Below are 22,492 nucleotides of genomic sequence, written 5' to 3'. Positions count from 1 at the left end.
AAAGCCTGTTACAGACTTTTGCCGACCTTTTCTGTTTACATTACATCCACATCGTAGACGGGTTCAGCAGCTTGCATTCGTTTCACATCTTCTTCAAAGCCGTTGTTTGCATTAATGTACACTCGGTACGTATCGTTGTTCATCGTTCCGTAAATTTCATAGACGAGTACTTCTTCTCCACTTTGATTTTCAATGACCGCCAAATGTTCTTCACGTGATTGGACATTCGGGTGAATTTCATCCAATGCCTCTTCTAGCGTAAGGTCTGGAGAGAGGTCATGGCGTTCACGGTGGTTTGCAAAATAGTTACTTCCTTTAAAACCGATCACATCTCCGTCGTCCAGTGCAACTTCAAGTAACAACCCATCTGGGTAGAGTCGAACATCGTCAGCCAAAGGCACAAATTCAAAGACGCCCATCGTATCATACTGCTTACCATCGACAAGTTGCACGTTCTCAATTCCGTTATCTTCAAGAAACTCTTTCGCAATTTCGGAGGCTTCATTCAGACTGATTTTCGGTTCAGTAATCGTTCGCGATTGCATCATCCAAAGGGGTAAGCCGCCTTTTTTTGTCATATCTATCATGTAATTTCTTTCACCATCTGGGTCTTCGATCGTAATTTGGTACCCTTCATAAGGTACCCCTTCGCCTAGTGGTTCAACGTTAGCATCGGTATTCTCTGGCAAGCCAAGAAAAGCGCGAGCGCGGTCTTTCGCATCTTCTTCACTTACTTCTTGTTTGCCTTTTAACGTTTTCACAAGTCGTTTGTTTACATCTTTTTCAAACTGACTGTCGTCATTCCAATTGTTTTCAGAAAAGCCTTTTGCTTTATTATCAATCGTTTTTAGACTGTGTACCATCGTTCCTTCTGCAGGTTCACGCTCATTAATGAGATCATCCTCAACGTCACTCCAGCGGATATCATTAGATAGCGCTTGGGCTTGAACGGTTCTCAAGTCATGCTTCATTTCCCCTGCCTGTTCATAAAAATGCTCCAACTTTTCATATTCCTCGTCAGTTAGCGGTTCATCATTTCGATCACGAATCGCAGTTTCGTACGTGAACTCTGCGACATTCGCTAAATACTCTCCTGTTTCATTTACAGGAATCATCAAGTGGCAGTTCACCCATCTCATTATGAGCGAGTGACGAGATTCGCCAAACTTCTGCGAGTGAGCCTGTGAAGTGGGAAGATCCATTGGTCGCAAGAGAGGCTCCTAATTCGTCTTCTAACTGATCCATATGATAACTTAGCTGATGAAAAGCACGTTGATAGTTGTTCTCATGACTAATGGCTAGCGCTTCTTTTTCTTGATGCTCTTGATAGGCAAAAATTCCTGTACCGAGCAGAGCAACCGCTAACACGGCAATCGTAATGGCTCGAAACATTGTATTCCTCCTTAATCAGCAAACACATGCTTGCCAATTTGTTTAATCGTCGGTCGACCGAAAATCCATTGCGATGTTGCGGTTTGTGGGTTGTAATAATACGTCGCACCATCTGATGGGTCTTGACCATTTATCGCATCTAGCACCGCTTTCCTTGCTTGTTCATTTGGCGTGAGATAGATTTGACCGTCGGCTACGGCAGTAAATGCCCGCGGTTCAAATATGACCCCACTTGCTGTATTCGGAAAGTCAGAATCATTCATTCGGTTAATGATAACAGCGGCAACTGCCACTTGCCCTTGATAAGGTTCACCACGTGCTTCTCCGTATACGGCATTTGCCATAATTTGAATATCATTTTCTGAGAATCCATCTGGGACATTTGTTGCTTTATGAATGTTCGCTTCATTACCTTGTTCTTCGGGTTGTTCTTCACCTGTCTCTAGTTGCTCACCATTACCAGCACCTTCGCCACCTTGATTGTTACCAGTATTTGGCGGCGGGCTCTCTTGGTTACCTCCATCTTGATTATCTCCTGAACGTTCAGGAGATTGAGAGGTGCCTCCACCTTCTTGTTGACGACTGCCCTCACTTTGAGTTTGACCGCCTTTACTTCCTTTTGGCCCTTTTTGAATGTCCAAAGGTGTCGAACCATAATGGGTGAAATTCCGACCATTCTCCAACGCTTCTTTCACGAAACTTTCATCATAGTTCGTCGTCTTATCTAACCTTGCTTTAAGATCATCACCGACAAGTCCATCCACTTCCATTCCGAATGCTTCTTGGTACTCTTTGACACTCCAATACGTGCCCCAACCGAAAACACCATCAATGGTGTCATTATAATAGCCAATGTATTGAAGCCTTGCTTGAAGTTCGATGACGTCGTCTCCAGTCGCTCCTTTTTGGATAATCTGATCAGAAAACGCTTCGCTCGTTTGAGGCATCGCACTGATCATCGTGATCGTAAGTACAGCGACGCTAACCGCCTTGCTCCATTTGAACATTTCCATTCCTCCTTTTACACTCACTTCATTGTCTGTGATGTACATAGTTTCTAAAATGTAGAAGAAAATTATTCATGCATTTCTAAAACATTGACGATCCATCGGTTCAAAATTAGAGGCTGTGTCGCCTGCTCCATAACCAAATAAAAAAACAAGGATGGTCGACCCACCCTTGCTCTTTGAAAAAGACGCTATTTGGATTCATTTTGCAAAGCTTTAATCGTCTGCTCTGATAGATGTAACAGCTCCTCTTTCGTTTCTTGGTCAATCTGTCTGGCATGAGAGCTCCATGTAATATAATGGACATACTTGTTCATATAATGTGTTGCTAGCTCGTCTCTCTCAATCGCTTCATAAAGCAGCGCAAGTCGTGTGTACAATGATAGTAATGAAGACAGTGACCCACGGACATTTCCTGATTGGATCTGTTCTCGCGTTTTGTCATGAAGCTCATTAAGCAGTTCTTTTGCTGATTGTTCAGGATGTTCATCACCTACACGCAGCACGATCGCGGTAAGCGGTTCGATCGTTAACGTATTGTCAGCGTACGCCATGCCCGTTGGTGAATCAATGACATTCACTCCAGCCTCTTCACGGTCAACAATGACACGAGCATCCGCAATGCGAACATCATTTAATGTAAGTGTTCGCGTTGTTTCGTCTGCATTGATGAACACGTAATAGTCTCCTGTATTATCGGTAGAACGCGCTTCATAACCGATGACGAGATCTTCTTCTCCAATCTCTGGAATATCAATAAGTGATACGTTTTCTTGGATGGCTTCCATGGAATGATGAGAAAACGCGTTCGTCGACCGACGGAGATCAATGAGCCCTTTCGTATACTCGCTCGTTTTCACATGGTCTGGGTATTGCTCTTCGTCCATCACTTTTTCCCACTCGAATTTGTTAATCGCATCACTAGAGTCATACGAATCGTGAATGAAATATGGATAGTGGAAAGGCTCACCTTGTTCATCTGTCATATACGTCGATTTGTATGGAGCTTCATCGGTCTCCTCTCGGAATTGTTTCGTTCTGCCATACTCTTGACCCGCATGAAGGAATGACGTGCCTTGAGCGGTTAACACCATCGTATTTCCAAGTCGAATTCGCTCTTGAATTTCTTGTTGATGCTCGTCTGGATCTTTTTGAATCGACAGCGCAATCACATCATGCAACGTTAAATTATCGTGTGCTTCGATGTACGGAACGACGTCGCCCGGATTTGTAGCGGTATAGTTGTGAGGCTGTGCCGTTACGTTATCAAAAATTCTTTGAATGTTTCGCTTGCCTCCTGTAAGGAATCTCGGCTCCCCTTCACTGCCAAATCCAGATTTCAATTCATCACGAAAATCATCTGAGAATGAGCCAACAGCTGTTGTATGTTGCATCCAATCTTGATCAGCTGGCATAACATCTGGATCGTTTTCATCCCCGACAAAGGTTCTCCAACCTTCTCCAATCATTAAGATGTTCGGGTTCAGTGCTTTTGCTTCGTCATATGCCATTTGAATCGTTTCTGCATCATGGTCACCCATCATGTCAAATCGAAACCCATCAATGTTGAATTCTTCAACCCAATACGTAATGGAGTCGACGAGAATTCGATGAGCCATTTCATGTGTTGTTCCTAATCTACCACCACCAAAACTCGTGCGCGGGGTGCCATTAGCATCCATGAAATGATAATAGTGGGGTTCCAAATCTTCGAATATTTCCACGCGAGCTGTATGATTATAAACAACATCCAACACGACACCCATATCACGCTTATGAATCTCGTAAATTAAATTTTTAAATTCTTCAATCCTCTTTTCAGGGTCAGTAGGGTCTTCCGAATACATCCCCGTCAACGAAAAATAACTATGAGGGTCATAGCCCCAGTTATAGTTTGTATTGTTCGCTTGATACTCGGGCATCCGCTCAGAAGCACCGAGTTCATCAGCAAAAAAGTAGCTCATGACGGGTAGTAATTGAATGTGAGTCACACCAAGGTCTTCAATATAATCAAGCTTTTCAACAAAAGAAGCAAACGTTCCAAACCTCGCTTGCAACTCATCAGAAATCGAAGGATCTGAAGTGAAATCACGTACATGAATTTCATAAATAATCGCGTCCTCTCGATTCTCATACCCTGGAATATCCGCAAATTCTAACTCTGGTCCAATGGTTGATGGATCAACAATTGCTGCTTTTCCAATCGGTACTTGTGGATCCGTATGATCCAAGCAGCCATTGACTTCGCATATGGATCTAGTGCGAGCACTGTTTCGCCCGCTCTCTCGATTTCAAAGTGGTAATAATACCCTCGTAAATCTGAAACACCGGTGTTTTCTTCTGTAAGGTCAACTTCAAACACGCCACGGTCTTGACGACTCATTGAAATGTCACTACGCACTACAGTATGATGGTCGTCTTTATCGTAGAGAACGACCCGAACCTCATCTGCAGATGGAGACCATACGCTAAGCGCCGCTGTCCCATCTTCATGAAGATCAACCCCTAAATCCCCATCGTAGGAAAGTTTTTCATCTTTGAGTTGCCACGTCGGATAGATCAACATCTCCTCCTCAAATACGTGAACCGTATAAGGAGCGTTTTCTGCTGAAAAATCTCCTGTTAATTCAACCGTTTGACCATCATCTTTTTTCGTTACTCCTCCGATGGGCTCGGACTGCCCCATACGATTTACAAGCTCGATATGTTCTAACAAATCTTCCTCTGCAAAAACTTCCGTCGATGAAAATACAACGTCAATTGCTGATTCGTCTACTAACCAGCCGTACTCCATCCCTTCACCGAATACATAATAAGGGTTTGTATACACGTTCGCATCCCCAGCTTGTAAGAATATTTGACGATGCTCACTCAAGTTGGCGAAGTTCATGTTCCCAGATTGCTCTCCCGTCTCTCGGTTGACGAGTGAAAATTCAACGACCTCGGCCCCGTCCTCGATTTCAACATCGACATAATGGCCGTACCTATTCTCCTCTGCGAAACGATGCGCTCCTTCTGGCCAGTTTTCGGTTGGGTAACGCACATCGCCCCACGTCCATAAGCCCCAGTCGTCAAGTGCATCACTCTTATAATGGACACGCAAAATGTCATCTTCGCTATGAGGCTCGTATAAATACACTCGCCCGTCTTCAGTCAACCAAACTTCATTCAAGTCGTCAGAAATGAGCTCCACGAACACATCGCCAGTAATGTTCTCTCCCGTCGTCGTATTGACGAGCATACCGACCGTCTCAGCTTCTGGCAAAAGTTTAACATCCGTGTAAATCGAAAAATCTTCATGAGTTCCTTCTGTAAAAGATTGTGCTGCATTAGGCCAGGCACCTTGTTGTTCTGAAGGCTCTGCAACATCTTCCCACACCCATAAACCTAGATCGTCTACGGCATACTCCCCTGGTTGATAATGAACCCGAAGGGTATCTTCTGGAATGTCACTCGAATCATCCGTTACGAGTTGTCCTCCTTCCACAGTGAGTAAAACTGTGCCGCCATCACTCATACTCGGGATCGAAAGCGTTATGGTTCCTTCCTCACTTGCTTCGTAAGTTTCACCTTGGTACGCATCAACAACGACTGCATCTGCAGAATCCACTTGTAACGTAAGCGATCTTTCTTCCTCACTGACATTTAACCCAACGTAAACAGCATCTTCATCAATAGATCGCTCAAAGACGATGTGCTCTTCTCTGTTTGATCCTGCAACTGTTTTACGCTCCCCAGATGCAAACACTTCTCGATGTTCGTCTCGAAATGCGAGAATGGATTGATAATGCTCCCTCACTGCATTTCCTGCATAATGGTTATCCTCAATTTTATCCCAAGCATATCGTATCGGTTATCATAGTAAGGATAATTATCCATACCGCTCAAACCGAGCTCTTCTCCGTAATAGATCACCGGTTGACCGATTGCCGTCATTTGTAGCGAAGAGGCCACGAGCAACTTCCCAACATTGCCATCAACTCGCTCTAAAAATCCTTCTTCGTCGTGACTGCCGAGAAATTGCCCGAGCAAAGCCGTGTTGTCCATCTGTTCATTTCGCTCAACCAACTGCTGATTGGCTTGTTGAAGATGCCCATTTACGAAATCAAGAGCAGTATACTTGAACTCAAAATCTAATAATGAATCCATCATGCCTGACCGTAAATAGCCGTGGTCATTATTCTGCCCCGCTCCCCACGACTCCCCAATTAACTGAAATTGCGGGGCTCGTTTTGTTAATTCATTTCTAAATGCTTGCCACGACGTATCCTCGACATGCTTTACCGTGTCAACGCGAAAATAATCAATCGAGTTGCCCGCATCCGTCGTCGACTTCTCAATCCAATCAGATTGCCATTCAATCACTTGTTCTCTTACAGCAGGGTCCTCGGTAATGAAGTCTGGCAACCCAGCAAGTTCGCCTGTCACTTCATCTTCTCCGACATTTCCGCCTTGCCTAATTAAATCAGCGAAACGCTCACGGTCTGCATCCGTTGGAAATCCAGGCGGGCGTTCTTCATCCTGAATCTCTCCGTCGATTTCTTTCAGCCCGTAACCCGTATGATTTAAAACAACATCGACCATAATTTTCATGTCCCGTGCTGCCACTTCATCGATCATCTCATGGTATTCTTCCATCGTTCCAAAATGAGGATTTAATTTGGTGAAATCGCTTGCCCAATACCCATGATACCCAAAATAAGGGTGTCCTGCCGGTTCATCTTCATCGGTAAATCGCACATCATGAGCGACATTTTCAACAATGGGACTGATCCAAATCGTATTCACACCAAGATCTTCAAGATAATCAAGGTTTTTCGTAATCCCTTTAAAATCACCACCTTGATACGTTCCGCGAGGGTGTTGTTCATAATTTTCATAACCTAAATCATAAGGGTCATTGTTTGTTTCATTGCCATCAAAGAAGCGATCGGTTAATAAGAAATAAATGACAGCTTCATCCCAATCAAAATCATTTTCATCTTCATATTCACGTTTTGTCACTTCAACTTCAGCCGTCATTGTGGATGAATTTCCATACTCATCAATGGCTGTCACCGGGATTTCTTTAACCCCAGCACTCGTCGCTCTCGTTACCGACAACGTGACCTCCATGAGTTCAAGATCGACTTCTAATTCTGAAGGACCGCCTAGAGACGTCGTATCCGCAAATAGTTGATTTACACCCGCTCCTTCTATATCAATAGATAGAACAGCATTTTCGTTGAAATTCATCTGTTCTGGCTCGACAGACGGATCAAATATTATTTCTTCATTTACATAACGAATGACAGACTCTTCGGAAAATGGATCCGCTGTTTCGTACGTATCATCTCCAATCGTCACGATGTAAGAATACGGATGTTCTCCTTCAGGAAGGTTTTCATACAAAAACTCATAGCGCTCTTCTTGATCGTTATACGTCATTTCATACTGCTCACCTAAAATCGCCAGTTCCACTCGGTCAATGTCTTCCATTTTACTTTGTGCAAACAACTGAGAATCCCGATAGGAAAACTGTGCATTTCCATCTCTTAACTGTGGTCCTGTCATCTCTTTAATCGTATGTACATCCATGACCCTTCGGTAACATACGCTTTTGTCATCGGTTCATTGTGATTAATTCGTATTGACCGGTCAACCTCTTGACCATTTGGTTCCCGGTTCTCCCAGTCCCCTTTTTTAATGATAAAACCAATTTCTCTCACCGAAGGGGCAACCTCAATATGAGCAATCGCAATGCCATCTTCACTATGTGAAAATTCAATCTGATCATCTTGTACCCCTGTCCCCCATACCCATACATCCCAATCATCATAGTTGTTATCGGTACGGTCGTACATTAACTGGACGACGTGATGGTCGTTTGCCGGTTCTTCTGCTCCAACACTTGCCGGATAAGCGGTGAACAACGATTGCACCGTCGACACAAGCAACAGAAAAATCATAAAGATTGCAAACGTATTTCTTCTTGTAAAATGGCTCATTAACCCTTCCTCCTCTTCAAATAATGAAACCGGTTGCATAAAAACGAAAAAATATCGTAAGCGCTTTCATATAAATCATACCTTATTTTCTCATGTAAATCTCACATTCTTATAAAACAAACAATATCCCTATAAATCACGCAGTATAAAAGACCTATTAACGACTGCCCTACTCAAACCTAGTGTGCTATATAAGTTGAACGAAAAAATTTCACTAAATCCGATGACCGAGATCGATCTTTACAGGCAAACGCCTACCGATCGTCTGTTGAAGTTCATCTCACTTCGATGTCGATCGTCGTTCATTATCCCAAGGGTTGTGGGAAACACAGAAGACGTTTGCTGAATGGTAAAAGGGCGTGACCGATGGTCACCACCTGGCGCAAGTGTGTGATGATCTGGCACGTATGTGACAATCCAGCCCTCTAACAGAGTATTTTCAATCCTCAACAGTCACATATATCGCGATTTGTGACCGTTGACTTCGTTTATGTGCGCATCCACATTTAAAATGATGATTTTTCTTTCCCAAGTGTCACACAAATGAATATATGGGACATTTGGGCTTCTTTCCACACCGTGACCAGTGGGCAAAAACGCGAACCGTGTTGCTCTTATGATCGGGAGTGTCAAGAAAACACGATATGCGTACTTTGGCCACCGATTTTGCACTTATAGTCTGGACTACATAAAAACACGGTGGGCGATCTTTGACCACCGGTGTTGCACTTATAGTCTGGACTACATAGAAAACACGGTGGGCGATCTTTGACCACCGGTGTTGCACTTGTGCTCAGGAGTACGACCGTCCGCCTGCAGTGGAAAGCAGCAACAAACTTTGCAATCAGGAAAATGGTAAGTTCATTCTATATAACGTATTTTGCTGTTTACATAACAAACCGCCCCAAAAAACGTGGGACGGCTCTTCATCCTTTGGAGTTCGTCTACAACGAACGAACAACTTAATGGAGCGTGTTTAATTTTTGCTTAGATAATTGTGCGTTTGCGTCTTGAACGAGGGAAGCGGTAATATGATAACGCAAAAATGGGGTAACGAGATATACACGTTCAAATAGCGATAGGCTGTGTTGTTGCAACTCTTTCGCAATTTGTAACCCTTCTTCTTCGCCTCGTTGCACGTCTTGACCACAAGATTGCATGCGTTCTCGCACTTGTTTCGTTAGGGTAATTCCAGGCACCTCATTATGAAGAAATTCTGCATTTCGACTATTAATGAGCGGCATAATGCCAACATAAATTGGCACGTTAATATGTGTAGTTGCTTTTTTCAATGCATATAGCGTATCTACGTCATAGACCGGTTGGGTCATGACAAAGTCAGCACCTAGCTTGATCTTCTTATCTAATCGTTTAACAGCCTTTTCCATCGAAGAGACATTTGGATTAAATGCGGTTCCCACTCGGAAATTTGTTTTCACACCGAGTGATCGACCTGAATGGGAAAACCCTTCGTTCATTTCTTTTAGCATAGAGATCAGATCAAATGACGTGAGGTCATACACCGATGAAGCTCCAGGGAAATCCCCTACCTTCGTTGGATCTCCAGTAATCGCTAGCACGTCGGTAATGCCGAGTGCATGTAAGCCAAGAAGGTGAGATTGCATGCCGATGAGATTTCGGTCCCTGCAAGCAATGTGAACAAGTGGTTCGCACTCGTTCTTTGTTTAATAAGTGTAGCACTAGCGACATTGTCCACTCTCGATGTCGCTAACGAATTATCTGCGAGTGTAATTGTATCCGCACCTGCTTCGGTTAAAGCTTTTGCGCCGTCCACAAATACGTCCAATTTCGATAAAGACTTTGGTGGATCAAGTTCAACAATGACGCTCGGTACCTTTTGATTCGATACAGGATGATCTTTAGATTCCGGTCGTTTTAAATTAACAAAATGGTTGTTTGACGTTTGTGATCGTTTGATCGGTGCTTTACCTTTAAGCTGATCTTTTAGTGCACGAATATGCTCGGGTGTCGTTCCGCAACAACCTCCGATGAGATTAACGCCTAAATTTCTAAAGGACACTGCCTGACTTTTGAAATAATTTGGGTTGGATTGATAGACAAGCCTTCCATCTCGAATGCCTGGTAAACTTGCATTTGGATAGGCAGACAACAATAAATCCGTCGGAATATCACTCTCTTTGATGGATGCAATCGTTTGAGCAGGGCCCATTCTGCAATTCAAACCGACGACATCTGCACCTTCACTTTTTAACCTTTGCAAAGCGTCTTGAAGCAAAATGCCTCCGTGCAACACACCAACATCTCCTAAGGACACGTTGGCAACAATTGGGATGGATGCATCTTGCTCTTTAATGAGCCTGATGGCACGAATGAGCTCGTGCAAATCATAGTACGTTTCAAGTAGCATGACGTCGGGTGAACTTGCTAATAGTGCCTTTGTCTGTTCTAAAATTGCGTTATCAATTTCTTCATCGGTCCACTCACTTGACCGACCATCCCGAATACCGCCAATCGTACCGGCTACATATGTTCCGTCAGAATGCGCAGCCGCTCGTTTCGCAAGTTGCACACCCGCTTCGTTAATTCGAGTGACTTGTGACTCTAGCCCGTAATTCTTTAACTTTAAGCGATTTGCGGCATATGTATTCGCCTGAATAAGATTGGCGCCTGCTTTTACATATTCCAAGTGGCTTCGTATACTTGTTCCGCTGCATAAAGGTTCGCCTGTTCAATTGACCCTGTAATATCTTGGCTGTAAAGAAGGGTTCCCATTGCACCATCACCGATAATGATTGTCTTTTGTAAAGCTTCAATAAATTTCATCATGAGCCTCCTATACATTCACGAGTTTCGCCGCTTCATCAAAAGCATAGCGAAGATCATCGGTTAAGTCGGTTGCACTTTCAATTCCACAAGACATTCTCATGAGTGTTTCATCGATGCCAATTTCTAATCGGACGTGCTCTGGAACATCGGCATGAGTTTGAGATGATGGGTAAGTCATTAAACTTTCCACCCCACCGAGGCTTTCAGCAAATGTAATGAGTGATAGATTTCGTAAAAGTGGGTCAACGAGCTCTGGGTTTGTAACACGAAACGATAACATCCCACCTTTGCCGGGATAAAGGACTTCTTTCACGAATGGATGTTCGTCTAGATACACAGCCACTTCTTTAGCGTTCTCTTCATGTTTCTTCATACGTAGTGACAATGTTTTCATTCCTCGTACGAGTAGCCAACAGTCAAAAGCCCCAAGCGTCATACCGATCCCATTTTGGATGTCGAATAATTTCTCTCCAATCACTGGATCTTTCACGGCAATCAATCCTGCTACGAGATCATTATGACCTCCCAAATATTTGGTTGCGCTATGAATGACAATGTCTGCTCCCTCTTCTAGAGGCCGTTGCAATAGCGGGGTATAAAACGTATTGTCAACAATCAATAGAACGTTATTTCTTTTAGCAATCGCTTGAATTTGCTGAATATCCGCTTCCTGCATTTGCGGGTTTGTCGGTGTCTCAATGAATAGTGCCCGCGTGATGTCTGTAATTGCTTCTTCAAGTAATTCTAGGTTTCTCGGGTCAATGTATTGAATGTTCACGCCCCACTTTGGCCAAAACTGTTGGAACAAACGATATGTCCCTCCATATAGATCGAGGGACGCAATAATTTCATCCCCTTGTTTAAACAATGAAAGAACCGTTTGGATCGCCGCCATTCCGGAACTACAAGCAAAACCTCTCGATCCCATTTCCAAATCAGCAATCGCTTCTTCAAGAACGTCTCGTGTTGGGTTTTTCGTTCGAGCGTAATCATACCCTGTCGACTCCCCAACACCAGAATGACGGTACGCAGTGCTCATATAAATCGGGGCATTAACCGCTCCGGTCGTTTCATCTCTTCGGTTTCCTGTCTGAACGAGCTTCGTTTCTTGTGAATATCCCTTTGCCATTCAAATCACCCTTTCTACGTGAACCAAAGATAAAAAATGCCCTCTTCAGAGTATGAAGAAGACACGATCATTTCGCTGTTTCTTCTTATCTCTCGGCATATCATGCCAGTAGGAATTAGCACCTGACTCCTTGAGCTGGTTGCTGAGACTTCTTAGGCCTATCCCTCAGTCTCTCACGATAAGATTCCTTGTTCATTTAGTTGTAGTGTTACGATACCTTATTCAGAAGCAGGTTGCAAGTATATTTCTATTCTGGTGATGCTTCAATGACGAGCTCTTCTTCATTTCCGCATACACATCGTTTAAATCCTGTCTCATATTCACCGTCATTCTTCTGCCTTCCGCGCAGAATATACTTTTCTCCACACTTCGGACAGCGGATGACAATTCGATACCTCGCATCTGTCGTCATGAAGCTCCCTCCTTAAACTGACTGTTTACTGTTTTCATTTGCTTTTTTTACCTTATTTAAGCCTAACCACCATAAAAAAATCATAAACGGAATGAGAACAAACGGCATCCAATTGTTGGAATAAGTGAGTACTAGATTAAAGATACCGTGAAAGACGACGGGAAGAATCAAGCTATACACGAGCCACTTCTTCCTTTGACCGCCTACTTGATAACGGGCAGAACCTAAGTAATAACCCATAATCACACCGAAAAGTGCATGTCCACTCACTGGGAATAGCGCTCTTCCTATAACCGCGTCAGGGCCTTGACCTATAAGATAAAAGATATTCTCCAGCGTCGCGAATCCTAATGAAAGTGCGACAGCATAAACAATTCCATCAAATTTCACAGTGAATTGCCCAAACTTATAGACCGTAAAAATTAAGAAAAACCATTTAAAGAATTCTTCCAGCAACGCTGATTTTAGAAATGTCTCTGCCAATCTAGATGTTAACAAACCTTCTTCTGTCAGCGCAAATTGTATGACCATTATCGGAAATACGATGAGCATTCCGATAATAAATGCCCGAATAACATCTCTCCACCCAGCGCTTCCATATTCATTTCTTAAGTAAAAATACGTGAGCAATGCCAAGGCAGGAGCAGATCCAACAGAAATGAGCGCCACAACATTCATGTCTACTTCCTTTACGTATTTATTGGTCGAATGCCGACTGAAGGTTCATTAGTTCTGCTGATAAGAGCACATATAACTTTACTTTTGCTTTCTTGCTACTATAGTCTTTGCCAAGAATCACACCTTGATTCAACAAGTCATACGTACTGCCTTCATAATCGTACGAAGGGTATACTTCTCCTTCTTCTGCACTCGTCGTAATCACGATCGGTTTTTTGGCGTCACGTATGAGCGGCATGTAAGCTTTTGGCACTTGACCTCTTCCAAGCCCTTCAATCACGATCCCATCGATACTCGATGAGTCAAGCATGAACTGCAACACTTCGGCAGAAGCACCTAGATGAACTTTCAAAATTTCAACGTGATACTCCTTTTTCGCGGTAAACCGCGGCTCAGAAATAATCACATCGCGCACGAGTGGCTTTTGAAAAATGTGTGCTTGATCATTATCAACAATTCCAAAATACCCGTAACCAAAAGCATTAAAACCTTGAACATTACTTGCATGTTCCTTTCTAACATATTTAGCAGAGAACATTCTCTCATTAAAGATCACCACTACACCTAACTCTTTTACTCGGGAATCAGATGCGGTAATGACCGCATTTCGTAAATTCACAGAGGCGTCGCTACCGACTTGTTCAGGCCCACGTTGTGAGCCAGTGACGACGACAGGTTTAGACACCGGTAATGTTAACTCTAAGAAGTAAGCCACTTCCTCTAACGTATCTGTTCCTGACGTAACGACCACACCTGTAATACTTGGATCTTTGCAATAGTCCATCACCACTTCTCTTACGTTCCACAAATCTGTAAAAGTTAAGTGAATGGACGGCTTGGACACAGCGGAGCAAATTTCTAAAGAAACGTCAAAAGGAGCGTCCAATGAAGCGACTAACTCTTCACCGTCTAGCTCCCCAGCAACTAACTTGCCTTCTTTCGTTTCTTTACTGGCAATTGTCCCCCCCGTTGTTACGAGTGCAATGGATTGCATCAACTCACCTCTCATTGGTTGATTTCTCGATGTGCGATGACTTCAGCAATCGCATCTCCGTGATGTCTGCCTGTTTCAATAAAAATTTCATTTGCGTTGTTGCCAGCGGCTATGACGCCAGCTATGAATAAGTTTTTGACGTTTGTCTCCATCGAATCAGGTTTATAAAACGGTCGTCCAGTTGTCGAATCCATTCTTACACCCATCTCTTCTAAAAACGCATGGTCAGGGTGGTAGCCAATCATGGCAAACACAAAGTCTGCAGGAAGGTCATGCTCCTCATCATCTGTTGTGACATAACGAACGACGTCTTGTGTAATTTCGGTAATATTCGCTTCAAAAATCATTTGTATGTGGCCATTGTTCACGAGTGATGTGAATTGCGGAAGAATCCACGGTTTTACTTTCGGTGAATAATCTGCGCCACGATAGATAACCGTCACTCGAGCGCCTGCCTTTTCCAACTCCATCGCTGCATCGACTGCCGAATTCTTGCCACCTATGACAACCACTTGCTGACCTTGATACGGGTGTGCTTCTTTAAAATAATGATACACATGAGAGAGCTCTTCTCCCGCCACCCCTAATGCATTTGGATGATCGTAATATCCGGTCGCAATAATGACATAATCGGCATGATACTCGCAATACTCACCTTTTTGTTTTCTCGTTTTCACATGAAAAGTTCCATCATCAAAAGGTTCAACAGACTGTACGGATTCATAACGATTGATGGACACACGCTTACGCTCCACAACTTCACGATAGTAGACGAGTGCCTCATTGCGTTTCGGCTTTTGGTTTGTCGAATAAAAAGGAACGTCACCAATTTCTAACTTTCTAGCCGTGCTAAAGAACGTTTGGTGTGTTGGATAGCGAAAAATGGAAGAGACGATATTATCTTTCTCAATCACTCGCACTTCTACACCTTTTTCTTGTAAACGAATGGCGGCAGCAAGCCCGCATGGACCTGCGCCGACAATAATCACTTTTTCTCGTTTCAAACTGTCACTTCCTTATGACCATCCTCGATGTACAAAAGCATCTGCGTGTTTTCGTATTCCGATCATATATGCTGCTTCGCGCATGTTGATTTGCTCGGTATTTGATAAATGATACGTATTCATGAAGGCATGTTTCATGGATGCATTGAGACGTTCGTTCACTTCATCTTCTGTAAACGTCTCTTTTTTATAATCTTGCTGTTGTTCCAAAGCGGAAAGAGCAAGATTCCCAAGACCAGATAGAATTTCAGGCACAATGAGTTTGCCATTTTTCCTTAAAATCTCTGTTGCCTCGTTGTTTAGCGTTTGTTTTGCTGTTTCAACAATCACTTTTGCTTGTATACTGGAGACGGCTTTTTCCGTCATCGTGTCTTTATGAATCGACGCATCAATTAAAATGTCGCACTCCGACGACAATAACCGTTCTTTTGATATCGACTTTCTGAACAAATTCGTCACCATACCGAAACTATCTCTTCGGTCTAGTAGGTAATCAATGTCCAAACCATCAGCGTCATATAAGGCACCATGACCGTCCGAAACGCCGACAACAATACCCCCAGCTGCTTCAATTCTCTTCGCTAAATATGCCCCCGTATCGCCAAACCCGTGAACGATAACTTTAGAGCCGGACAAATCAACGTCTTTCACCTCAAGAGCGGCTTCAAGACTATAGTATGCGCCTTTGGCAATCGCGTGTCCCGTCCCTTAATGCCTCCTAAAGCTTCTGCACGTCCAGCAACAGGTTGGGTGGCATTGTCTGGTTTAATATTAAGCAGTTCATCATACATCCACGACATAAGCTGAATGTTCGCCGTTGTTGGGATTTCAGGTGTAATAACATCTTTCGTTGCAGAAAGTAGCGGCAACACAGCCCGCACATAACCACGGCTGAGCTGTTCAAGTTCTTGATAGGACAGTTCCGAAGGGTTGCAAATGAGTGCACCACTCGCCCCGCTGTATGGGAGATCGAGCATGCCAGCTTGAAGTGACGTGCGAATCGCTAATGCTTGTACATCGGTTTCATGAAACGTAGGATGTAAAATTACACTTCCAATAGCTGATCCTGCAGCATCATTATGTTGCACACGATACCCGGTAAAGACTTCCGTGCTTCCATCGTCCATCTTTACAGGAATGGATACTTTATAAGTACGAAAAGGCGAGGTCAAGATCTTTGTAAGGTCACTGGAATAGCCAAAAGAAGAAAGAGCATTCGAGACAATCTGTTGAAAGGCTTCTAATCTAGAGTTCACAGCCTTTTTTTGACTCGAGTCTGGATCCAGAACTGCCTGTTCTTGTTTTTGTTTATTCCCCATTGTGGGCCACCTCCATATAGTTAAGCCGGAGTCAAGGCTACTCCTGTAACTCCGGACGAGCACACCAATACACATCAATAAAAACACTATAATCTTACTATATTAAAGATCGATCTTTTTTCCACTTGTTTGTTTGGTTTATTATTAAAAAACACCATATTTAACCGGTCAACTGCTCCTGTTTCTATAAGCTGTCTGCCGTGTTCCTCAACAGCTACATGAGAGTAAGCACATACATCTCCGTATTCAGATATGATGGCAATAAAGCGATCATATCCTAAAAATCTTGTCGCTGTTGATGGAAAGTATAAATAATAACGATCTTGCATTGTGAGTAGCTTCCCGCTTTTTACACCTAAACGATGCAGCTGTTTCACGAGCTGAAGTACCGCTTCAAAGTCTTGAAATTTATAAAATAAGTCACGACGTTCGTCAACGGTAATATCCATTTCAATCATATCGTCTTCTTCTGAAATATCTTCTTCATTTTTTGATATGTGAATGACCATCCCTTGAGCAGGCAAAGAAAATACTTCTACCGATAATGCTCCATCTACTTTAAACCCAAAGGTCACATCTGCTTCAAGAATTAACTCTCGGAACAATTGATGAACTTTCGGTCGATCTACCAAAGATCATCTTTTGTCAGGCCGCGTTCTTTAAGATCATCAAACGTTAAAAATACCTTTATTTTATTGGCGGCAATTCTTTCAAGACGCATCGCCGGCCCTCCTTTTCCCTGTAGCAAATCGTGAAAGCAGTTCATTTCTATAAGCTATTCACGATGCCTTATCCGTGTTCTTTAACAGGAGGACATTGAAAGGCCCTTTTTACTCAGGAGGAGCGATCCGAATCAAGTGTACTTCAGCGGGAGCACCGAGGCGAAGAGGCAGTCTGCGTGTACCAAAGCCGTTACTAATTAACAACTGTCCAGCCCCAAACGGTTGCCATTTACCTGCCTCGCGAATGCCAAAACCGAAAATACGAATTTGCCCTCCGTGTGTATGCCCACTCAAAATCAAGTCATAGTCTTGGCTGTCCCTATACATTCTTGGTACGTTAGGATTATGACTGATAAGGACATTAATCGATGCACGTTTTGAAATTGGCTGCACAACGGCTTGTGAAGAGGTATGATCTTTCGTCCCAAAAACATGCAAACTGCCTTCGTTCATCCACGCATGTTCATTCTCCAATGTGCGCACACCATGCTTTTGAAAAAGACGTACGAGTGACGGTTTCGGAACATTCATGTCATGATTGCCATACACAAAAAATACGTCGTCAGCAATTTGTGAAAGTACACGCAAGTTTTCATCTGTTCTCGACAATGGAGTCCCTCTCTCTAACAAGTCGCCACCAATAATTACGACATCAACTTGTGACTCGATTACCTTGTTTACCCAATGCTCTTTAATGACCCGTCGGTGCACATCACTGATGAACAACAACGTTACCGGTTGAGACTGACCCGCAACAATGAGGTGATGTGTGCGAACACGGCAGCGCTTCGCTTCAACACCCATATATACGAGTAAACCGATCCCCATCACCAGCAGTAGCGCCCCTACGCCGAACATCTTATGCTACGCCCAGCGATCCATAAGTTGTCGCATTCCTTCACTAGCACTCATCTCCATCCACTTGTCAAAAGGGAAATCACTTGACTCGTGGTTTATATAAATTGTGTAACTACGGGCATATCCTGGCAGTTGATTTACCGGACTTACTTGCATACTCGTTCCAATCACGATCAAACAATCTGCTTCTTCAATTTTTTGGATAGCTTCCCCCCATACGCCTTGGGGGAGCATTTCCCCAAACAAAACGACATTCGGTCGCAACATTCCCCCGCACACCCGACAATGGTCACCTTGCATGAATGCTCCCTTGTCATGCGAAGTTTCACAATCATGGCAACGTATCGTTTGGATGTTTCCGTGCAACTCTAGAACGTTTTCATTACCCGCTTGTTGATGAAGACCGTCGACGTTTTGCGTAGCAAGCATATGTAATTTCCCTTGTTCTTCTAACTGGTTAATCAATCGATGTCCATCATGCGGTTCGATCGTCTCTAATTTTTTCATCCGTTCTCGATAAAAAGATTGAAACACATCTGGATGGTTCGATAGTGCTTGAACACTCGCCACTTCTTCGGGGCGAAATGACTGCCATAACCCTGTCTCAGATCGAAAATCTGGGATCCCCGACTCTGTAGACATTCCTGCACCGGTTAGAATTGCGACTCGCTTTACATCTGTTGGTATCATCAAATCTTCTCCTTCAGCCGTTCATGAAATTGCCATCACCTAACACTGGATGAGATAGGTCATTTCTCTTATAATTAAACTATGACAGAGTCAGTTTGAGGTGTGAGATGGAATATTTGATTTTTATTGTCGGAACAGCTCTTTTTGGGATTGGGTTTTTTTTATTGCTCTTATTAGTATACATGAAAAAAAAGATGACGGTTCCATTCATTATGATGGGTGCCGGCGTACTCTTATGCTTTGCCGGTCTTATACTCGCCCAAGATTTTTCTGCTAAATGACATAAAGCAACGAGGGTGGCAACCGTGCCACCCTCGTTGCTTTGGAAAACCAGGCATATGTCCGCTTTTGAATTATTGAATATTCAGTTATAATGAATGTATTGCACGGTAAGGAGGCGACACGATGAGACAGATGCTTATTTTTAATGAAGACTTACAATTTAATCAACGAGTCGGAATGCCAGTAAAAGTCTACTGCCGGACAAGGCAAAAGACACTTGCCCTTGGAGGATTCAGGCGATCACTCCGCACTTCATTAACGTTTCAAAAACGTGGTTCATGCGCCGAGATTATCTAATTATCGGAATTGCGCCAACAGAATGATTATTGATGAAAAAGGTTCACCCCATGCACACGCTCTAGCCACTCTAACGTTTCATAGCGATGATTCGGCTCGACGGTGGTTGGCCATAATTCATCGTACCGTTCGATGATTTCATTACGCAATGATTTATAATCTTTCTCCGCTTCATCGTACCGTCTCTTCACAATGGTTAAGTAGAAAGTCAACCCTCCTGCTATGACGAAGAGCGGGAGCACATACGGAGAATTCATCATGTATTCAATTACCGTGTACTCTCCTTGATTTGCAGCGAGAAAAAAGGTGCCTACCAAGATAGCCCAAGCAGCAGTAGATACCCATCCACAGAAGATGACGCGCTTTTCTTGCTTCTTTTCTTCATGTTTTCTCGAAATTAATTCTGTAAGTAAACGTTTAGCAAATGGTGACATCTGCTTGTTCACATCCACGACCACCCTAACCACCTCTTCCTATACTATATGCTGGCTAGGACAATGTATGAATGCTACTGAATGGCAAAAACGAGCGTGACAAACACAAGTAGAACAAAAACAATCGTAAGAATTTGTATGAGTCTTGGACTCTTTTTTTGTACCCTTCTTGTCGTTTCGAGTTGTTCGTTCTCATCCACGTCTTGGTCATCATAATTTGATCTTCTGGACTGCTTGCGATACGTATCCATTCTTCTGGGGGTGAGCGTTGCCGAAACTTCTTGCTCACTTTGTTCATTGTACTTTCGACTTCGGTACTTTTCCGCCAAGTAACCCACCCCTTTCGTTGCCATAAGTTACTTGTACAGTAACGTATTCCCGGTAATTTGACAAATATCCTGTTTCATCGTTTGTGTGAACACGTTGAAAAAAAACGATAATCATCATAAAATAGAAAGGAGACCAATTGTGGAGGGATAGTGAAATGAACATATACTCGATCGTTGACAAGGATACATGTATCGCTTGCGGCGCTTGCAGTCTATCTGCTCCCAACCTTTATGATTACGATGAAGAAGGCCTCGCCAGTTTCACACCTGACGATAATCAAGGAACAACCCCGATCTCTGAATCAGATGAAGATTGTTTCATGGACGCTTATGAAGGCTGCCCGTCAGATTCAATTAAATATGCGAATGAGCCTTTTTTCGGAGACCCTCTCCGATATGAATGACAAAACCCATCGAAACACTACCTCGAAGACGAGGTATTTTCATTCCCATTTTACTTTCGTGCGTCAGTGAATTAAACACATAGAGAAAAAGGAGATGGACCGATTGAGTCAGACCATTTACGTACTTGTAGCAGATCACATGAGCAAGGAAGGTTTAAAACCACTACACGATGAGCCTTTCATAGAGGTCGTGGAAAGTTCCCCAGATCAAGTTGAATCACTCGAAAAGTTCACTGCTTTGATTGTACGTAGTGCCACTCAAGTTGATGAAGCACTACTCCAAAGATTGCCGAATTTAAAAATTGTAGCCAGAGCAGGTGTCGGGATTGATAATATTGACCTTGACGCTGCCACAAAACATGGCGTAATCGTCATTAATGCTCCTGATGGGAACACCATTTCTACCGCTGAGCATACATTTGCGATGATGATTTCCTTGGCAAGGAATATACCGCAAGCCTATGTGTCTGTGAAAGATCGTGAATGGAATCGAAAAGCTTTTCAAGGAATGGAACTTAGAGGTAAAACACTCGGCATTATTGGCTTCGGCCGTATTGGTTCAGAACTTTCAAAACGAGCGTCCGCGTTCCAAATGAACGTCATCGTATTTGATCCTTTCTTAACGCCAGAACGAGCAAAAAAGGCCGGGGTGTCCCTCGTCACGTTTGATGATCTCTTACAAGATGCCGATGTCATCACTGTACATACCCCCCTTACTAAAGAAACAAAAGGGTTACTTGGTGAGAAGAACCTCGCGAGAACGAAGAAAGGTGTGTTGCTTCTTAACTGTGCACGGGGCGGCATCATTGATGAAGAAGCATTGCGTAAAGCGATTGAATCGGGTCATATTAAAGGTGCTGCACTCGATGTTTTTGAAAACGAGCCGACCGACCATTATGAATTAATTTCCTTGAAAGAGGTTGTGGCAACACCTCATATTGCGGCCTCTACAGTTGAAGCCCAAGAAAGTGTCGCCTCACAGGTTTCTGAGGAAATTGTACACGTCTTGCAAGGGGCGCCAGCCATTCATTCTTTGAACTTACCGGCAATTTCTGAAGACTTGTATGACAAAATTAAACCGTATTACAACCTTACGAAACTGATGGGGCACTTCGCTTCACAATGTGTGAAAACAGCAGTGAAGCATATTGATGTAACATTTAGTGGAACGATTGCTAATGAAGAAACTTCGGTACTCACGAGAAGCTTTATGGCTGGGTTCTTGTCGCCAAGAGTAGACGCAGGGGTCAATGAAGTGAACGCAGGGGTGATTGCAAAAGAACGAGGAATTTCATATAGCGAAATCCATAGCTCAGATGCGCACGGATATGCAAATATCGTAGAAGCTAACATTTCAGGCACAGCTGGAGAGTTTCTTGTTCGAGGAACACATGTCGATGCATACGGACCACGAATCGTACGCATCAATGAATTTAACGTTGACTTATTTCCTTCAGGTCACCTTCTCTATATTCGTCATAACGACCAACCAGGTGTTATTGGGGAAATGGGACAATTGATTGGAGAACACGGGTTGAATATTGCAACAATGCAAGTAGGAAGAAAAGAGGAAGGCGGAGACGCAATTATGATGCTGTCTGTCGATAAAGAAGTCCCTGATGCCGCCCTTCGTGATTTATTATCAATTGATGCCATCCTGGCGGCAGACCTTATTGAGTTATAATTTTCTTTTTAACGATACAAAAAAGACTCCTTTGCGGAGTCCTTTTTGTTGAACATATGCGT

General features: G+C 43.4%; 24 protein-coding genes, 1 pseudogene and 1 riboswitch. Of the genes and pseudogenes, 4 read left to right on the top strand and 21 right to left on the bottom strand.

What is annotated here, in order from left to right:
• Positions 1-35: 35 nt before the first annotated feature.
• From ypeB to JCM19039_RS12235, 19 genes and pseudogenes are all read right to left on the bottom strand, one after another.
• Positions 36-1,115: a germination protein YpeB gene (gene ypeB / locus JCM19039_RS12295; protein ID WP_052398760.1), complete on the bottom strand. Its 1,080-nt coding sequence runs from the start codon at positions 1,113-1,115 to the stop codon at positions 36-38.
• Positions 1,099-1,392 (bottom strand): PepSY1/2 domain-containing protein, encoded by a 294-nt coding sequence (locus JCM19039_RS22125; RefSeq protein WP_052363475.1) that lies wholly within the window; start codon positions 1,390-1,392, stop codon positions 1,099-1,101. The genes ypeB and JCM19039_RS22125 overlap by 17 nt, the downstream gene beginning before the upstream one ends.
• 11 nt (positions 1,393-1,403) lie before the next feature.
• Positions 1,404-2,405: a spore cortex-lytic enzyme gene (gene sleB, locus JCM19039_RS12290; protein WP_042427522.1), complete on the bottom strand. Its 1,002-nt coding sequence runs from the start codon at positions 2,403-2,405 to the stop codon at positions 1,404-1,406.
• A 185-nt stretch (positions 2,406-2,590) separates the two neighbouring features.
• The gene (locus JCM19039_RS25570; protein WP_238545028.1) at positions 2,591-4,630 is read right to left on the bottom strand and encodes a pullulanase; all 2,040 of its coding nucleotides are present in this window, start codon (positions 4,628-4,630) and stop codon (positions 2,591-2,593) included.
• Positions 4,555-6,198: a pullulanase-associated domain-containing protein gene (locus JCM19039_RS25565; RefSeq protein WP_238545027.1), complete on the bottom strand. Its 1,644-nt coding sequence runs from the start codon at positions 6,196-6,198 to the stop codon at positions 4,555-4,557. The genes JCM19039_RS25570 and JCM19039_RS25565 overlap by 76 nt, the downstream gene beginning before the upstream one ends.
• A complete protein-coding gene (locus JCM19039_RS12280) occupies positions 6,195-7,976 on the bottom strand; it encodes an alpha-amylase family glycosyl hydrolase (RefSeq protein ID WP_052398759.1) in 1,782 nt (593 codons plus the stop codon). Before JCM19039_RS12280 ends, JCM19039_RS25565 begins: the two co-directional genes overlap by 4 nt.
• A complete protein-coding gene (locus JCM19039_RS22120; RefSeq protein WP_052398758.1) occupies positions 7,949-8,386 on the bottom strand; it encodes a pullulanase-associated domain-containing protein in 438 nt (145 codons plus the stop codon). The genes JCM19039_RS12280 and JCM19039_RS22120 overlap by 28 nt, the downstream gene beginning before the upstream one ends.
• 962 nt (positions 8,387-9,348) lie before the next feature.
• Positions 9,349-11,191, bottom strand: a pseudogene (locus tag JCM19039_RS12275) (bifunctional homocysteine S-methyltransferase/methylenetetrahydrofolate reductase).
• A 10-nt stretch (positions 11,192-11,201) separates the two neighbouring features.
• Complete coding sequence (locus JCM19039_RS12270) at positions 11,202-12,323, bottom strand: methionine biosynthesis PLP-dependent protein (RefSeq protein ID WP_042427519.1); 1,122 nt, start codon at positions 12,321-12,323, stop codon at positions 11,202-11,204.
• An 82-nt stretch (positions 12,324-12,405) separates the two neighbouring features.
• Positions 12,406-12,508, bottom strand: a riboswitch (SAM riboswitch).
• 62 nt (positions 12,509-12,570) lie between these two features.
• Complete coding sequence (locus tag JCM19039_RS24440) at positions 12,571-12,735, bottom strand: hypothetical protein (protein ID WP_193744228.1); 165 nt, start codon at positions 12,733-12,735, stop codon at positions 12,571-12,573.
• Between the two features lie 12 nt (positions 12,736-12,747).
• A complete protein-coding gene (gene prsW, locus JCM19039_RS12265; protein WP_042427516.1) occupies positions 12,748-13,413 on the bottom strand; it encodes a glutamic-type intramembrane protease PrsW in 666 nt (221 codons plus the stop codon).
• A 19-nt stretch (positions 13,414-13,432) separates the two neighbouring features.
• On the bottom strand, positions 13,433-14,407 hold the full coding sequence (locus JCM19039_RS12260) for an asparaginase (RefSeq protein WP_042427512.1): 975 nt from the start codon (positions 14,405-14,407) through the stop codon (positions 13,433-13,435).
• Between the two features lie 11 nt (positions 14,408-14,418).
• On the bottom strand, positions 14,419-15,411 hold the full coding sequence (locus JCM19039_RS12255; protein ID WP_042427509.1) for a YpdA family putative bacillithiol disulfide reductase: 993 nt from the start codon (positions 15,409-15,411) through the stop codon (positions 14,419-14,421).
• A gap of 12 nt (positions 15,412-15,423) precedes the next feature.
• A complete protein-coding gene (locus JCM19039_RS22115) occupies positions 15,424-16,062 on the bottom strand; it encodes a Glu/Leu/Phe/Val dehydrogenase (protein ID WP_052398757.1) in 639 nt (212 codons plus the stop codon).
• Positions 16,059-16,730: a Glu/Leu/Phe/Val dehydrogenase dimerization domain-containing protein gene (locus JCM19039_RS22110; protein ID WP_052398756.1), complete on the bottom strand. Its 672-nt coding sequence runs from the start codon at positions 16,728-16,730 to the stop codon at positions 16,059-16,061. Before JCM19039_RS22110 ends, JCM19039_RS22115 begins: the two co-directional genes overlap by 4 nt.
• A gap of 86 nt (positions 16,731-16,816) precedes the next feature.
• Positions 16,817-17,362 (bottom strand): adaptor protein MecA, encoded by a 546-nt coding sequence (locus JCM19039_RS12245; RefSeq protein ID WP_052398755.1) that lies wholly within the window; start codon positions 17,360-17,362, stop codon positions 16,817-16,819.
• Positions 17,356-17,451 carry an adaptor protein MecA gene (locus JCM19039_RS27335; protein ID WP_307190238.1) on the bottom strand — a complete coding sequence of 32 codons (96 nt, stop codon included), beginning with the start codon at positions 17,449-17,451 and terminating at the stop codon, positions 17,356-17,358. Before JCM19039_RS27335 ends, JCM19039_RS12245 begins: the two co-directional genes overlap by 7 nt.
• Before the next feature lie 109 nt (positions 17,452-17,560).
• A complete protein-coding gene (locus JCM19039_RS12240; protein ID WP_042427506.1) occupies positions 17,561-18,310 on the bottom strand; it encodes a metallophosphoesterase in 750 nt (249 codons plus the stop codon).
• Positions 18,311-18,316: 6 nt separating this feature from the next.
• A complete protein-coding gene (locus JCM19039_RS12235) occupies positions 18,317-19,000 on the bottom strand; it encodes an NAD-dependent deacylase (RefSeq protein ID WP_042427503.1) in 684 nt (227 codons plus the stop codon).
• Positions 19,001-19,107: 107 nt separating this feature from the next.
• On the opposite strand from JCM19039_RS12235, the gene JCM19039_RS24435 reads away from it, so the two are divergent.
• Both JCM19039_RS24435 and JCM19039_RS24430 read left to right on the top strand, forming a co-directional pair.
• On the top strand, positions 19,108-19,281 hold the full coding sequence (locus JCM19039_RS24435; RefSeq protein ID WP_193744227.1) for a hypothetical protein: 174 nt from the start codon (positions 19,108-19,110) through the stop codon (positions 19,279-19,281).
• A 124-nt stretch (positions 19,282-19,405) separates the two neighbouring features.
• Positions 19,406-19,579, top strand: coding sequence for a hypothetical protein (locus JCM19039_RS24430; protein ID WP_193744226.1), 174 nt, complete (start codon positions 19,406-19,408; stop codon positions 19,577-19,579).
• Between the two features lie 26 nt (positions 19,580-19,605).
• On the opposite strand, the gene JCM19039_RS12230 is transcribed toward JCM19039_RS24430, so the two are convergent.
• Positions 19,606-20,037 carry a DUF2663 family protein gene (locus JCM19039_RS12230; RefSeq protein ID WP_042427500.1) on the bottom strand — a complete coding sequence of 144 codons (432 nt, stop codon included), beginning with the start codon at positions 20,035-20,037 and terminating at the stop codon, positions 19,606-19,608.
• A 50-nt stretch (positions 20,038-20,087) separates the two neighbouring features.
• Entirely contained in the window at positions 20,088-20,342 is a 255-nt protein-coding gene (locus JCM19039_RS12225) for a hypothetical protein (protein WP_042427497.1), read from the bottom strand.
• A gap of 155 nt (positions 20,343-20,497) precedes the next feature.
• Between JCM19039_RS12225 and JCM19039_RS12220 the strand changes: the two genes are divergently transcribed.
• Together JCM19039_RS12220 and serA are read left to right on the top strand one after the other, a co-directional pair.
• Positions 20,498-20,746 (top strand): ferredoxin, encoded by a 249-nt coding sequence (locus tag JCM19039_RS12220; RefSeq protein WP_042427494.1) that lies wholly within the window; start codon positions 20,498-20,500, stop codon positions 20,744-20,746.
• Between the two features lie 94 nt (positions 20,747-20,840).
• Positions 20,841-22,430: a phosphoglycerate dehydrogenase gene (serA, locus tag JCM19039_RS12215; protein ID WP_042427492.1), complete on the top strand. Its 1,590-nt coding sequence runs from the start codon at positions 20,841-20,843 to the stop codon at positions 22,428-22,430.
• Positions 22,431-22,492 lie beyond the last annotated feature (62 nt).

The organism is Geomicrobium sp. JCM 19039 (assembly GCF_000698145.1).
Lineage (GTDB): Bacteria > Bacillota > Bacilli > Bacillales > Marinococcaceae > Geomicrobium_A.
The sequence above is the reverse complement of the archived record's forward strand: the minus strand, read 5'-3'. Positions and strand labels throughout refer to the sequence as shown.